The organism is Sorangium sp. So ce836 (genome assembly GCF_028553905.1).
Classification (GTDB): domain Bacteria; phylum Myxococcota_A; class Polyangia; order Polyangiales; family Polyangiaceae; genus Sorangium; species Sorangium cellulosum_D.
This window is the reverse complement of the sequence record NZ_CP102233.1, coordinates 8,908,634-8,923,210: the sequence shown is the minus strand read 5'-3', so window position 1 is coordinate 8,923,210 and position 14,577 is coordinate 8,908,634. Positions and strand designations below refer to the sequence as shown.

General features: G+C 72.3%; 12 protein-coding genes. 11 read left to right on the top strand and 1 reads right to left on the bottom strand.

The annotated features are described in order from the left end of the window. Nucleotides 1-29: 29 nt before the first annotated feature. The 5 genes from NQZ70_RS32275 (at nt 30) to NQZ70_RS32255 (ending at nt 7,335) form a co-directional block, all read left to right on the top strand. Entirely contained in the window at nt 30-2,186 is a 2,157-nt protein-coding gene (locus tag NQZ70_RS32275) for a hypothetical protein (RefSeq protein ID WP_129577658.1), read from the top strand. 124 nt (nt 2,187-2,310) lie between these two features. Next, complete coding sequence (locus NQZ70_RS32270) at nt 2,311-3,819, top strand: FAD-binding oxidoreductase (RefSeq protein ID WP_129577657.1); 1,509 nt, start codon at nt 2,311-2,313, stop codon at nt 3,817-3,819. A 4-nt stretch (nt 3,820-3,823) separates the two neighbouring features. Further along, nucleotides 3,824-4,363 (top strand): crossover junction endodeoxyribonuclease RuvC, encoded by a 540-nt coding sequence (gene ruvC / locus NQZ70_RS32265; protein WP_129577656.1) that lies wholly within the window; start codon nt 3,824-3,826, stop codon nt 4,361-4,363. A 257-nt stretch (nt 4,364-4,620) separates the two neighbouring features. Continuing rightward, a complete protein-coding gene (locus NQZ70_RS32260; protein ID WP_129577655.1) occupies nt 4,621-5,310 on the top strand; it encodes an outer membrane lipoprotein carrier protein LolA in 690 nt (229 codons plus the stop codon). A gap of 315 nt (nt 5,311-5,625) precedes the next feature. After that, nucleotides 5,626-7,335, top strand: a complete 1,710-nt coding sequence (locus tag NQZ70_RS32255) for a PrsW family intramembrane metalloprotease (RefSeq protein ID WP_237244242.1) — start codon at nt 5,626-5,628, stop codon at nt 7,333-7,335. Between the two features lie 17 nt (nt 7,336-7,352). Here the strand turns inward: NQZ70_RS32255 and NQZ70_RS32250 are convergent, their stop codons facing one another. After that, on the bottom strand, nt 7,353-7,925 hold the full coding sequence (locus tag NQZ70_RS32250; protein WP_237244241.1) for a serine O-acetyltransferase: 573 nt from the start codon (nt 7,923-7,925) through the stop codon (nt 7,353-7,355). Between the two features lie 216 nt (nt 7,926-8,141). Between NQZ70_RS32250 and NQZ70_RS32245 the strand changes: the two genes are divergently transcribed. From NQZ70_RS32245 to NQZ70_RS32220, 6 genes are all read left to right on the top strand, one after another. Beyond that, nucleotides 8,142-8,849, top strand: a complete 708-nt coding sequence (locus tag NQZ70_RS32245; protein ID WP_129577653.1) for a response regulator — start codon at nt 8,142-8,144, stop codon at nt 8,847-8,849. A gap of 175 nt (nt 8,850-9,024) precedes the next feature. Then, nucleotides 9,025-9,801, top strand: a complete 777-nt coding sequence (locus NQZ70_RS32240) for an energy transducer TonB (RefSeq protein ID WP_129577652.1) — start codon at nt 9,025-9,027, stop codon at nt 9,799-9,801. Nucleotides 9,802-9,858: 57 nt separating this feature from the next. Then, nucleotides 9,859-10,566 (top strand): MotA/TolQ/ExbB proton channel family protein, encoded by a 708-nt coding sequence (locus NQZ70_RS32235; RefSeq protein ID WP_129577651.1) that lies wholly within the window; start codon nt 9,859-9,861, stop codon nt 10,564-10,566. Further along, complete coding sequence (locus NQZ70_RS32230) at nt 10,532-10,978, top strand: biopolymer transporter ExbD (protein ID WP_237244240.1); 447 nt, start codon at nt 10,532-10,534, stop codon at nt 10,976-10,978. The genes NQZ70_RS32235 and NQZ70_RS32230 overlap by 35 nt, the downstream gene beginning before the upstream one ends. 4 nt (nt 10,979-10,982) lie before the next feature. Then, nucleotides 10,983-11,420, top strand: coding sequence for an ExbD/TolR family protein (locus NQZ70_RS32225; protein WP_408022402.1), 438 nt, complete (start codon nt 10,983-10,985; stop codon nt 11,418-11,420). Between the two features lie 198 nt (nt 11,421-11,618). Continuing rightward, nucleotides 11,619-14,543, top strand: coding sequence for a TonB-dependent receptor (locus NQZ70_RS32220; protein ID WP_129577649.1), 2,925 nt, complete (start codon nt 11,619-11,621; stop codon nt 14,541-14,543). Nucleotides 14,544-14,577: the final 34 nt, after the last annotated feature.

The window sequence follows — 14,577 nt, the reverse complement described above, 5'->3', positions numbered from 1 at the left end:
CTCGGCCCGCTGCCCCGTGGCGCCGACCCATGGCCGCGCGCGCGCTCGCGCTCTCGCTCGGCCTCGCCGCCGCGGCCTGCGACGGCCGCCCCGCGCCGCCGGCCCCCGGCGGCGGCACCGATCCGCTCGATCCGCTGCGGCGCTTCGAGGCGGCCCGTCGCGCCGCGACCGACTTCTCCCGCCTGCCCAGCTCCGACCGGCTGCTCGGGCCCGATCCGAGCGCGCTCCGCCCCGTGGATCCGCTGGGCCGCCCCGCGGCGCCGGGCGCGCCCGCGCTGCTCTCGCCGCTCCGCGGCCGCGACGCGCTCGTCCTGCTCGACGCGTCGCTGCGCGAGCTCTCCCGCGCCCCCGCGCCGGCCTCGCCGACGGGGGTCGCGGTCATGCCCTCCGGCGAGGTCTTCGCGAGCGGCGAGGCGTCGCCCGCGCTCTTCCGCTACGTCGTGCGCGGCGCCTCGCTCGATCCCGCGGGGCGCATCGAGCTCGCGGGCCTCCACGGCGTCCGCGACGTCGCCGCCGGCCCCGAGGGGGTCCTCTACGCGCTCGACGAGCGCGCCGGCGCGCTCCTCACGCTGCGCCCCGGCCCTCTCCGCGCGGACGGGCGCATCGAGGTCGAGCGCTGGGACGAGCCGATCGGCGCCGGCCCGTTCCGCGTCGTCCGGCTCGCGCGCCACCTCATCGTCGACTGCCTCCTCGACCACACGCTCGTCGTGCTCCCGGTCGGCGCGGACGGCCGCCCGCTCCCGGGCGGCGCGGCGCGCATCCGCCACGACGGCCCCATCTGGAGCTTCGACGCGCTCGAGACGGACGACGCCGGAGGCGGGCTCCTGCTCGCCGCAGGCGGGGTCGAGGATCGCCCGCTCGACCGGACCGGCGGCTCGTTCGGCTACATCGACTCGTTCGTCTTCCTCTACCGCGTCGCCACCGGCGCCCGGTCCGAGGCGGCGCTGCTCTCGGCCGTGAACGTCTCGGAGCACGGCGTCCTCACCCCGAAGGCGATCGCGCTCTCGGCGCTCCCGTCCGGCGTGCGCGTGGTCGCGACCGGCTACGGCGGCGACCGCCGGGCCGAGCTCGTCTTCCGCGCCACGGACACCGGCCTCTCGGCCGCGCCGGAGGTGTCCACGCGCCCGCTCGCCCCCGGCGTCGCCGCCATGGCCGCGCTCGGCGGCGGCGCCTTCGCCTACGCGAACCCCCTGCTCGACGCGTGGCTGCTCGACGCGGGCGGCGAGGGCGCCGCGGTCGCGAAGCGGCCGGTCCCGGACGGCGGCGAGGACGCCCGCGCCGAGGAGCTCCGCCTCGGGGAGGCGCTCTTCTTCACGTCGCTGATGGCGCCGTGGAACAGGGCCGACGGCCCGCTCAGCCGGTTCACCTGCGAGACGTGCCACTTCGAGGGCTACGTCGACGGCCGCACGCACCACACGGGCCGCGGCGACGTGCGCGCCACGACAAAGCCGCTGCTCGGCCTGTTCAACAACCGCCCCCACTTCTCCCGGGCCCTCGATCCGGATCTCACCACGATGGCGGACAACGAGTTCCGCGTCGCCGGCGCGCTGAGCGGCCACGACCCGTGGTTCTCCCTCTCCGCCGCCGACGCCCCGTGGCTCGCCGAGCTCGGGCTGGCCGACGCCGCGCGCGCCGGGCTGCCCCCCGAGGCGCTCCGCCGCGCGCTCATGAGCTTCCTCATGGCGTTCTCGCACCGCGCGAACCCCGCGGCCCTCGGCCGCGCGAGCTTCACCCCGCTCGAGCGCGACGGCGCCCGGGTGTTCCGGGACCGCTGCGCGCGCTGCCACGCGCCCGTGCTCCGCAGCGACGATCCCGGCTCCGCGGTGCCGTTCGAGCGCTGGGAGGAGCTCGTGCTCGCGCCCGAGGGGGCGATCGTGTGGGGCCGCGCCGGGTACGAGAAGACCGGCGTCGTGCCGTATGTGCACGAGGACGGCGCGCGGGTGCCGTCGCTGCGGCGGCTCTACAAGAAGCGGCCGTACTTCACGAACGGCTCCGCGAAGAGCCTGCGGCAGGTGCTCGAGCGGGCGCGCTTCCACGACGGGGGCGGCCGCGCCGACGCGCCGAGCGGCGCCGCGGCCGCCGCGCCGGGCGCCTTCTTCCACGACGGCGCCCCCGCGGGCGAGGGCCTCACCGCGCTGGATCCCGGGGCGATCGAGGCGCTGCTCGCCTTCCTCGACCTGCTCTGATCGCGGCGCGCTGCCCTGACCGCGCCGCAGCGCGTCTGTCCGCCTTTTTCTCGGCCGGTCGAGCCCCGGGCCCGCCCGCGCGGATCCCGCAGCATCGCCGCGCGATCCGCGGTAAATAGGCGAGATGCGACTTCACCCCACGTTCCCCCGCCCGTCGGCGGCGGCCATCGACAAGGCGCGCCGGCTCCTCGAGCGCGCGCTCGGCCCCTCCAAGGTCATCACGTCGGCCGAGGGGTGCGCCGCTTACGCGGGGGACGAGTCGGATCAGCCGCCGGTGAGCCCGGACGCGGTCGTGCTCGCCTCCTCGCCGGCCGACATCGAGAAGGCGGTGCGGGCGGCGAGCGAGGCCGAGGTGCCGGTCGTGCCGCGCGCCGCCGGCAGCGGCAAGTCGGGCGGCGCGGTGCCCGTGGCGGGCGGCATCGTCATCGCCACGATCGGCATGAACTCCATCAAGGAGATCAGCCGCGAGGAGCAGGTCGCGGTCGTCGAGCCGGGCGTCATCCTCGCCGACCTGCACGCGGCCGTGGAGGCCGAGGGGCTCTTCTACCCGCCCGACCCGAACTCGCTCAAGATGTGCGCGCTCGGCGGCAACATCGCCGAGAACGCCGGCGGCCCGCGCGCCTTCAAGTACGGCGTCACGCGCGAGTACGTGCTCGGGCTCGAGGCGATCCTCGTCGACGGCACGCGCCTGCGCACCGGCCGGCGCACGGTGAAGGGCGTGACGGGCTACGACGTCACCGCGCTGCTCGTCGGCAGCGAGGGCACGCTGGCGATCACGACGGAGGCGACGCTCCGGCTCATCGCGAAGCCCCCGTCGGTCATGACGCTGCTCTGCCTGTTCCCGGACGTGCGCGCGAGCGGGCGCGCCGTGAGCGCCCTCGTCGCCGCCGGCGTCGTGCCGCGCTGCCTCGAGCTGCTCGACCGCCCGACGCTCGACGCGGTCCGGGCGCGCGGCGTCGGGGTCGACGAGCGCGCGGGCGCGATGCTGATCATCGAGGTCGACGGCGAGCCCGCGGACTGCGAGGTCCAGACCGAGCGGGTGGGGCAGGTCTGCATGGACGCCGGGGCGCTCGACGTGCTCGTCGCGCAGGACAAGGCGCAGCGCGATCGGCTTTGGGAGGCGCGCCGCCAGCTCTCGCCCACGACGCGCGCCATGGCGCGCCACAAGATCTCGGAGGACGTCGTGGTCCCGCGCGACAAGATCCCGGCGCTGCTCGATGAGGTCGCGGAGATCTCGGCGGCGACCGGCGTCCGCATGCTGACGTACGGCCACGCCGGCGACGGCAACCTCCACGTCAACCTGCTCTGGAACGATCCGGAGCTCGTCCCCCAGGTCGAGACGGCGCTGTCGCGCCTGTTCCGCGCGGTGATCGGCATGCGCGGCACGCTGAGCGGCGAGCACGGCATCGGGACGTCGAAGGCCGAGTTCCTCGCGCTCGAGCAGTCGCCGGAGCTCATCGCCATCGAGCGCAGGATCAAGGCGGTGTTCGACCCGAAGGGCCTGCTCAACCCGCACAAGATCTTCCCGCGGCGCGCGCTCACCGCCGCCGAGCGGGGCGAGCGCGACGGCGGGGCCGAGCGCGCGCCGGGCTTCCCGACCCGCGTCGCGGCGCCGTCGCACGGGGCGTGCTGAGCCGATGCGGGTCCTCGGCATCGATCCCGGGTCGCGCCACCTCGGCTGGGGCCTGCTCGTCCGGCACGGCACGCGCGTCGAGCACGTCGCGCACGGCGTCATCGACATCGACACGAGCGGGACGTTCGCCGGTCGGCTGGTGGAGATCGACGACGAGCTCGGGAAGGTGATCGCCTCGCACGCGCCCGACGCGGCGGCGGTGGAGAGCCTGTTCTTCGCGAAGGACGCGCAGAGCGCGGCGAAGCTCGGCCACGCGCGCGGCGTCGTGCTGCTCCGGCTGGCGCGCGCCGGCGTGCCGATCTCGGAGTACCCGCCGGCGCTGGTGAAGCGGACCATCGTCGGCCGCGGCGCGGCCGAGAAGGCGCAGGTGGCGCAGGTGATGACCGCGGTCCTGCGGCTCGCCGCGCCCCCGCGGCCGGACGCGGCCGACGCGCTGGCGATCGCGATGACCCACCTCAGCGCCGCGGGCTTCGCGGCCGCGCTGGCGGCGTCCGGCGCGCCCGCCCCGTCCCGGGCCCGGCCGCGGCGGGCGCGGCTCGGTTGAGCGCTGCCCGGCCGCGCGCGGCGGCTGGGCTCGACGCGGCCCCGCTGGGCGCGACCCGGGCGGTCCGGGCGCGCACACCGTGTGCTATGGAGCCTGCATCGGACGCGCCCGCGCCGCGTCCAAAGTGGAAAGTTGCGGCGCGCCCCGGCTTCGGCGAGGGCGGCGGTCGCCGGGGGGACCGGCGGTGATCACCGGTGCCCCTGTCTCACGAAGCGCGGAGGCGACACGCCTCTGGACATCAAAGGAGATCGGGAAGGATGACGCGAACCTCACTTTACCGCCTGGCCGCCGCGTGCCTCATCGGGCTGGCGGCGCCCGTCACGGTCGTGCTCGCGACCGCCGGCGAGTCTCAGGCCGCGGGCCCCACCGCCGAAGAGCTCGGCAGGCGCGTCCAGCAGTTCTACGACTCCACCAAGACCTTCAAGGCGAGCTTCACGCAGACCTACACGATCAAGGTCCAGGACGTGAAGAAGGTCTCCACCGGCAAGGTGACCTTCGAGAAGCCCGGCAAGATGAGCTGGATCTACGACGCGCCGAACGGCAACCGCGTCGTCTCCGACGGCGAGACGATCAAGGTCTACGAGAAGGACAACGAGCAGATGTTCGAGACGCCGGTGAAGGGCTCCCAGTACCCGGCGGCGCTCGCGTTCCTGATGGGCAAGGGCCAGCTCACCAAGGATTTCTCGCTCCGCCTGCTCGACCCGGCGCAGATGAAGTTCGAGGGCGGCTATGTCCTCGAGGGGACGCCGAAGGAGGCGACCCCGGCCTATCAGAAGATGCTCCTCTACGTGGACGGGCAGACCAACCAGGTGCGCCGCGTGCTGATCCTCGACGCGCAGGGCAACCGGAACCGGTTCGACTTCGCGTCGCCGGTCGTCAACCAGCCTGTCGCCAAGAACGAGTTCAATTTCACGCCCCCTCCCGGCACGCGCATCGTCCGCCCCTGACGCCATCCTGGCGCGCGGCGGCTGCCGCCGCCGCGTCACCTCCGTCGACAGCTCGTGGAAGCGGAGCGTCACGGCGCCCGCGCTGCTCGCCGAGCGCGCCGCGCCGGACGCCGCAGGGAGGTATGCCCGGCGCGTCCCGGCGTGGTAGAAATATCGTGTGATGCTTCGATCCGGCGGGTGTGAACGACAGCTCCGAGACTGCCGTTGCCCGCCGCGGATCGTCGCCGCTTCTGGCGGCTCCATGCGTGCGGTGGGGGTCCGTCTCGGCTGAGCGGTCACCCGCTGTCACGAGGATTTCGCGAGAGCGCTCGAGCCATGGACAACGCCCACGGACACCGTCCCGATTTCCGCGGCCTGCCGCAGCAACCCCGGCCGGCGGAGCGCCCGAACGAGCACGCCCAGCCCGGCGGCGGGCAGGTTCGCCCGGGGTATCCGGCGCAGGGCGCGGGGCAGCACTCCCCGGGGCAGCCGCCGCACTGGCCGCAGGGGCACGGGTCGGCGCCGCAGGGGCATGGGCAGGCGCCGCAGGGGCACGGGTCGGCGCCGCAGGGGCATGGGCAGGCGCCGCAGGGGCATGGGCAGGCGCCGCAGGGGCATGGGCAAGCGCCGCAGGGCTACGGGTCGGCGCCGCAGGGCTACGGTCAGGCGCCGCAGGGGCATGGGCAGGCGCCGCAAGGCTACGGGTCGGCGCCGCAGGGCTACGGGTCGGCGCCGCAGGGCTACGGTCAGGCGCCGCAGGGCTACGGGCAAGCGCCGCAGGGCTACTGGCCCCCGGCCCGTGCGCCGATGCCTGCGCACGGCCCCGGTCCGCAGCACGGCGTTCCCTCGCCACACGGCCCCGCGCACCCTGCGCCCGCGCATCCCCACGCTGGCTACCCTGCGGTCATGCGGGCGGCGCGAAGGCCCGACCCGGACCGGCGGCGGCGCATCGCCGGGCTGTGGCTCTGGGCCAACGGCATCATCGCGGGCGCGGTCCTCAACGTGATCTTCACGCTCTTCGGCGTGATCGAGTCCGGGGGGAGCATGCTCGGCGCCATGGTCGTCGGAGCGCTCTTCGCGTTCCCGCCGCTCGTCCTCTACCTCTTCGTCCCGATGGTCATCGATCGGTACGATCCGGAGCCGTGGTGGTGCCTGCTGATGGCGTTCCTGTGGGGCGCGCTCGCGGCGACCGGCTTCTCGATCCTGATCAACACCGGCGTCCACGTCGGCGTCTCCAGCAGCTTCGGCGAGCCGATGGGCGAGCTCGTCAGCGCGTCGGTCAGCGCCCCGTTCGCGGAGGAGCTCTTCAAGGGGCTCGGCGTGTTCGGCTTCTTCTACTTCCTGCGCCGCGAATTCGACGGCATCGTCGACGGCATCATCTACGCCACGTTCTGCGCGCTCGGCTTCGCCGCGGTGGAGAACGTGCTGTACTACGCGCGCGCCTCGATGCAGGGCAGCGACGTGCTCGCCGGCACCTTCGTCCTGCGCGGCGTGTTCACGCCCTGGCTCCACCCGCTGTTCACGTCGATGACCGGGATCGGCTTCGGCCTCGCCCGGGAGTCGTCGAAGACCTGGGTGCGCGTCGCGGCCCCGATCGGCGGCTACCTGCTCGGCGTCGCGCTGCACGCGGTGTGGAACTTCCTCCCGACCGCGCTGGGTCGCGCGATGGGGGATCTCTTCATGCCGTGGCTGCTGCTCTGGCTGTGCTTCGTCGCGTCGTTCTTCGGGATCATCGTGGCGCTCGTCATCCGCAAGGGCTGGGTGATCCGGGATCATCTGCGCGACGAGGTCGCGCTCGGCATGCTCACCCAGGACGAGCTCGAGCTCGTCTGCTCGCCGATCGGGCGGCTCCGGTGCACCCTCGGCTGGCGCGGGGCCACCGGGCGGAGCTTCATCCGCGCCGGCGCGCGGCTCGCGCTCAGCAAGTGGCACACGGCGCGCGCGCTGGAGGGCCGCAACCGGACGCTCAGCGCCGACTTCATCGGCCCGCTCCGGCTCGAGATCGCCCAGCTCCGGCAAGAGCTCCTCGCTCGAGCTCCGCGTTAGAGAGCGGCGGCTTGCGGTCAGCTCTGGGGGCCGTTCGGCTCGTCGGCTGCGCTCGGAAGCGCGGTGGCCTGGGCGGCTCGGTCCTCGCGGCGCTGCACGGGCTTCGCGGGGATGCCGACGACCGTCGTGTTCGGCGCGACGTCGTGCACGACCACGGCGTTGGCGCCGATCCGGGCGCCGTCGCCCACCGTGACGCCGCCGACGATCTTCGCCCCGGCGCCGATGAAGAGATCGCTCCCGAGCACCGGCGTCTGCCGCCGATCGGCGCCGATCGTCACCTGGTGCTCGATGAGCACGTTCGAGCCGCCGCGGACGTTGCCGTTGATGACGACGCCGTTCGAGTGGATCAGCACGAACCCCGGCCCGAAGTCCGCGCCGCGCCCGATGACACAGCCACCGGCGAGGTTGGTCGCCTTGTTCAACAGCATCTCGACCACGGGCATCCGGTGCGCCCGCGCGGCCTGCGTGAACCGGTAGAGGACCATCGCCGCCGTGCCGTCCGTCGCCAGCGTCTTCAGGAGCGTCGGCCATGGATCGCCGCCGTAGCACCATGTCGCCTTCTTGCGCACGTCGGCAGCGATGAGTCGCAAAGTCCGCAGCATCCCCGCGAGACTAGCGCATCTCGCCCCGCCGGTGCGACCTTTCGCCGCGCGTCCGCGTAGCCGCGCGCCCACGTAGCCGCGCGCATGGCCGCTCGCCCCTTCACGGCGAACCGCGGCGCATTCTCTCCGGAGAAAGAGGCGCACCGCGCTGTTGCCATCCGGTCATCTGCCCGTCACATCGCTCGGGTACACGCGCTCTTCAGCATGGCGCGGATTTTGGTCATCGAGGACGAGCCGGCGCTCCAGAAGGTGCTCGATTACAACCTCAGGCAAGCCGGGCATGAGGTGCTCCTCTCGGGACAGGGCGGTGAGGGGGTCCGGCTGGCCTTGGACCAGCGGCCGGATCTCGTCTTGCTCGATCTCATGTTGCCCGACATCTCGGGCACCGAGGTGTGCCGCGCTCTCCAGCAGAGCGAGGGCACCCAGCAGATCCCCGTGATGATCGTCTCGGCGCGCGGGGACGAGGTCGACCGCATCGTCGGCTTCGAGCTCGGCGCCGTCGATTACGTCGTCAAGCCGTTCAGCGTGCGAGAGCTCATGCTGCGCGTGCAGGCCGTGCTCCGCCGCGCGAAGTCCTCCGGGGACGGGGAGCGGAGCATCGAGTTCGGGTGCCTCCGGATCGACGAGGGCGCTCATCGCGTGTGGGTCGATCGCGAGGAGGTCGAGCTGACGCTCCTCGAGTTCAAGCTCCTCGTCGCGCTGTACGAGGCGCGCGAGCGCGTGCAGACGCGCACCGCGCTGCTCGACGGCGTCTGGGGCATCGACGTGAGCATCACGACGAGGACCGTGGACACCCACGTCAAGCGGCTGCGCGACAAGCTGCGCCGCGCCGGCGATTACATCCAGACCGTCCGCGGCATCGGCTATCGATTCGCTTCCTCGCCCGACGTGCCCGAGAGCCGCAGCGCCTGATCGCGATATCGGGAAATACCCGGCAATCGTTGCCACCACGTCATTCTGGCGTAACGAAAAGTGCGTACCGTGTGCGTGTTGGTTCACAGCGTGGACCAACCCATTGAAGCCGGTTGCGCTTGCCTGAGCTCAGGTGGAGCTCTGGCTTTTTCACCAGCTGGCGCCTGGAGCCTCGATGCACCTGGAGACGTGGAATGCGGGGGAGGTCGATCCCGACCGAGCGAAGCGGCTCGCGATCGGGTATGCGGCAGGGCTCCTGCTCTTCGCGGGCATTGCGCTCCTCGCCGCCCGCCTGAGCGGCGCGATTCAACCTCCTCCGCCCGAGGAGGAGGTCGTCGACGTCAAGCTCGCCACCCGGGTCCCCGAGGCGCCGCCTCCCGCGCCGGCGCCGGCGCCCCCACCACCGGCGGCGGAGGCCCCGGCGCCTCGTCCCGCGGCGCCCAGGCGCTCGGCGCTGGTCGCGCCGACCGCGGTGCCGAAGGAGGCGCCGCCCGAGGCCGACCCGAGCGAGGCGAAGGCGAGCGACGAAGACACCTACGGAGAGCCGGGCGGCGCGCCGGGCGGCGTGCCCGGCGGGGTCCCCGGCGGCACGGGGACGGCCGCCGTGACGGCAGCGCCGCCTCCGCCGCCACCGCCTCCGCCGCCACCGCCGCCGCCGAGGGGGCCGATTCACCTGCCCGAGAACGCGACGCCGCCGGTCGCGCTCTCCTGTCCGCCGCCGGTCCCGCCTGAAGCTGCGCTGAGCGCGGGGGTGGAAGCGACCGTGGCCGTCCGGTTCGTGGTCACCGAGACGGGCGAGGTCACGAATATCTCCATCGTCCGTGGCCACCCCCTCTTCAACGACGCGGTCCTCGCGGCGATGAAGACGTGTCGCTACAAGCCGGCGATCTCCGAGGGGAAGCCGGTGTCCGTCTGGAGGACGATTCCATTCCGCTTCAAGGCGAAGCGGTGATTTCCAGCGCACGGCCGCGGAGGCGGCCTCTCGCGAGAGGAACGAAGGAGTAGAGTCATGATGCAGTTCGATCTCGGGCACATCTGGGCGAGCATGGGCCTCCTGAGCAAGCTCGTCGCGTTCGCCCTCGTGCTCATGGCGCTGGCGAGCGTCGCCGTCGTGGTCGAGCGGCTCATCGCCCTCGCCCGTCAGGCGTCCGAGACCCGGCGCTTCGCGACCGAGGCGCGGCCGGTGATGGAGGCGTGGGACACCGCGCGGCTCGTGCAGATCGCCGGCCAGTACGAGCGATCGGCGCTCGCCCGGATCGTCGCGGCGGCGGTGCGCCGGTTCCAGCGCGCCCTCGACGCCGGCGAGGGCGGCGTGCCCCCGGTGGAGCTCGCGCGCCGCGAGGTGTCCCGGCGCCGCGAGGCGATCTCGGCCGATCTGCGCCGCGGCCTGTCGGTGCTCGCCACGGTCGGCTCGGTGGCCCCCTTCGTCGGGCTGCTCGGCACGGTCATCGGCATCATCACCGCCTTCCAGACCATCGCGTCGACCGGCTCGGGCGGCCTCGGCGCCGTGAGCGCCGGCATCGCCGAGGCGCTCATCGTCACCGCCCTCGGGCTCGGGGTCGCCATCCCGGCGGTGCTTTGCTTCAACTACCTCACCACCCGCATCGCCGCGGTGGAGCTCGCGCTCGAGCGCAGCGCGGGTGAGCTCATCGACGAGATGGAGAACGAGCATGGGCGTTCGAGTGGAGAGCAAGCGTTCGAGTCGGCAGCAGCCTGAGCCGGAGATCAACGTCACGCCGCTCGTCGACGTGGTGCTCGTGCTCCTCATCATCTTCATGGTCATCGCCCCCCAGATGGAGCACGGCGAGCGGGTCGAGCTCCCGGCGGTCTTTCAGCCGGATCCGAAGTCGAAATCGAAGCTCGATCCCATCTACGTGACGATCACCGGCGCCGGCACCGTGTTCCTGGAGAAGGAGGCCGTCGCCGATCTCCCGTCGCTCGGCGAGCGGCTGCGGGCCATCCGCGCCGCGGAGCCGGAGCGCCGGGTGGTCATCAAGGGCGACTCCTCCGCGAAGTACGGCCGCGTGCGGGAGACCTTCGCGCTGTGCCAGGAGGTCGGCTTCGCCGGCATCTCGCTGCAGGTGAGCCAGCGGGGCGGCGGGGCCTCCCCGGCGCCGGAGGAGGGATAGCCCCGTGGGGATGAGCGTTCCGCAGGGCGGCGCCAGGAAGGGCGGCGTCGCGCCGAGCATGAACGTGACGCCGCTCGTCGACGTGGTGCTCGTGCTCCTCATCATCTTCATGGTCGTCACGCCGCTGCTCGCGAAGCAGCTCTGGCTGAACCTGCCGAAGAAGGACGACACAGCGAAGCTCTCGCCGCCCCCCGACGACGCCACGAGGCCCGTGGTGCTCACGGTGGATGAGCGCGGCGTCATCCGCATCAACCAGGCCGAGGTGCAGCGCGGCGAGCTGAAGGAGCGGCTCGCCCGCATCTTCGCGGCGCGCTCGGACGACGTGCTGTACTTCGACGCAGAGGACGAGGCCGCCTACGCGGTCGCGGTGGAGGCCATGGACGCCGCGCGCATGGGCGGGGCGAAGACGATCGCCGTCCTGACAGAGAAGACCGGGCGCTGAGCCGGCGCGGCGCGCGGCCCCGAGGCGGCGTCGAGGAGGCGCCCGCGGGGCCGACGCCCGACGGCGCGCGCGCGGCGCGGTGCATCGAGAGGGCGGCGGGCAGCGGGCTCTTCCGCCCTCCTCATCGACGGGGCGCGGGTGCGCCCGGACATCGGATCGGAACGCGCGCCCGAGCTCGGGGCGTGAAGGGACAGGTGCATGATTCGCAGGAGGATCTCGGGGGTAGTCGCAGCGCTCGTGGCGCCGCTTTGCTGGGGGGCCACGGCCCTCGCCCAGGGCGATCCGGGAGCGGCGGCGCCGCCGCCGGAAGGCGCCGGAACCCCGGCCGGCGCCGCGCCGGCCGAGGGCGCCGCAGGGCTCGACGAGCCGAGCCCGTCGCGCCCGCCGCCGGCAGGGAAGGGCGTCGTGTGGGGCGTCGTCACGGACTCCGCCACGAAGGAGCCGGTCTTCGATGCCCAGGTGTCCGTCGTCGGGACGAAGCTCAAGGTCATCGCGGATCTCGACGGCCGCTACCGCCTGGAGCTCCCGCCGGGGAGCTACCAGCTGCGGGTCTGGTACGAGGCGTACAAGCCTCAGCGCGTGCAGGACGTGCGCGTGACCGCCGGGCAGGTGAGCCAGGTCGACGTCGGCCTGGAGCCGGATCAGCAGGTCGAGGACGTCGTCGAGGTCGAGTTCGAGCCGGAGCGGGCGAGCGTCGCGGCGCAGCTGCTCATCCGGAAGAACGCGGCCCACGTGGGCGACGCCGTCGGCGCGAAGGAGATCGCGAAGACGCCCGATCGCAACGCCGCGGAGGCCGCGAAGCGCATCGTCGGCGCGACCGTGGTGGACGGCAGGTACGTGTACGTGCGCGGCCTGGGCGATCGCTATACGAACGCTCTGCTGAACGGCGCGCCGCTCCCGAGCCCCGAGCCCGACCGGCAGGCCGTCCCGCTCGATCTCTTCCCGTCGCTGGTCCTCAGCGACATCACCGTCGTCAAGACGTTCACGCCGGATGTCCCCGGCGATTTCGTCGGCGGTTCGGTCCAGATCAACACGCGCGAGCTCCCGACCAAGTTCCTCCTCCAGGCATCGCTGTCGGTTGCGGCGAACACCCACAGCACATTTCGAGATCGCCTGACCTACTCCGGGTCGAGCACCGACTGGCTCGGGATCGACGATGGCACGCGCGCGTTGCCCGACGAGCTCCCCGAGTCGAAGGTCGCCCGCGGGATCCGCCGGCCGGACGGCACGCTGATCACGAGAGACGACATCGCGGCCTATGGGAGGGCGATCAACTCGTCGATGGCGACCCACCGGTCGTTCACGCCGCCGAACGGGAGCGGCAGCGTCGTCGTCGGCGACACCCTGAAGCTCGGCGGCGAGCAGCGCCTCGGCTACCTCGCCACGCTGAGCTATGGCCGGAAGTTCACCCCGCGCGCCGACGAGATCAGCCGTACCTTCGCGTTCGATCGCAGGAGCGAGAGCGGCCTGAGGCAGCTCAACGAGTCGACCACCGACAGCATCCGCGATCAGGTGTCCTGGGGCAGCTTCGCCAGCGTCACCTACACGCCCCATCGGGATCACAAGGTGATGCTTACCGGGCTCCACAGCCGCTCATCGGACGACGTGGCGCTTCAGTCGAGGGAGCTCATCGAGGAGAGCGGCGGGGCGGTGTATCGCGACACGCTGCAGCGCTTCGTCTCCCGGGCGCTCACCCTCGGCCAGCTCTCGGGGGAGCATCGCATCGCGCAGCTCGGGAACGGGACGCTCGACTGGAAGGCGTGGGTCTCCCGCGCGACCTCGGACGAGCCCGACTCGAGGGAGAACGTCTACGCCAGGGACGACACGAGCGGCGCGTGGTCGTGGGACGACGGCACGCTGAGCGGCTCGCACGTCTTCATCGAGCTGGCGGACACGAACTACGGCGGGCAGCTCTCCTACGCGCTGCCGCTCATCCGTGGAGACGCCCCGACCCGCCTGAAGCTGGGCGGTTTGCTCAACCTTCGACAGCGTGAGTTCGACGCGCGCCGGTTCCGGTTCAAGGCGCTCCGGCTCGACGACACGACGGTGCTGCGACAGGAGCCGGGCCCGCTGTTCTCGGACGAGAGCATCGGCACCATCTTCGAGCTGGAGGAGACCACGCGCGATACGGACGACTACACGGCCAGCACCGATCTCTACGCGGGATACGTGATGACCGATACCCACATCACGCGGTGGCTCCGGGTGATCCTCGGCGCCCGGGTCGAGGCCGCCATGCTGTCGATGGATGTCCCGGGTAATCCCGAGAAGAACGTCGACAGCGACGACGTGGATCTCTTGCCGGCGGCCAGCTTCGTGGTCAAGACGACCCCGAAATCGAACCTGAGGCTCAGCGTGACGAAGACGCTCGCGAGGCCCCAGCTCATCGAGCTCAGCCCTGCGCTCTCCCAGCCGGGATACAGCGCGAGGGAAGTGGAAGGCAATCCAGACCTCAAGCGGACGAGCGTGGTGAACAGCGATGTGCGCTTCGAGCTCTTTCCGACGGCCGGTGAGGTGGTGGCGGCCAGCCTCTTTTACAAGCACTTCGAGGACCCCATCGAGGAGATCATCAAACCCAGCGGCGGCAAGGGAAGGCTGAGCTGGACGAACGGGGACAGCGGCTATGCCGCGGGCCTCGAGCTCGAGATCAGGAAGGGCCTGGGCTTCGTCAGCCCGCTCCTGGCAGACGTCACGGCGCTCGGCAACTTTACGCTCGTGACCTCGGAGGTCGAGATCAACCCCGAGCCGGAGGAGGGAGGGGTCGCGATCCAGAGCTCGGCGACGCACCCGCTCCAGGGGCAATCCCCCTTCGTCGTCAACTTGGGGCTCGACTACAGCGCCGAGGCGACCGGCACGAGCGCCCGGCTCCTCTACAACGTGTTCGGCGCCCGGCTCAGGACGGTGGGGAAGAACATGCCGGACGAATACGAGCAGCCGCGGCACCAGATCGATCTCACGGTCGCGCAGCGCTTCGGCGAGCACGTCGAGCTGAAGCTGGCCGGCGAGAACCTCATCAATGCTCCCGTCCGCGTCACGCAAGGTAAAGAGAGCGCCGAGGACAACGTCGTGCTCGAGTACAAAGCTGGCACGACCGTGACCTTGAGTGCGGCACTGACCTATTGACCGTATGCCATGGAATCGTCACGTGACGATCTCC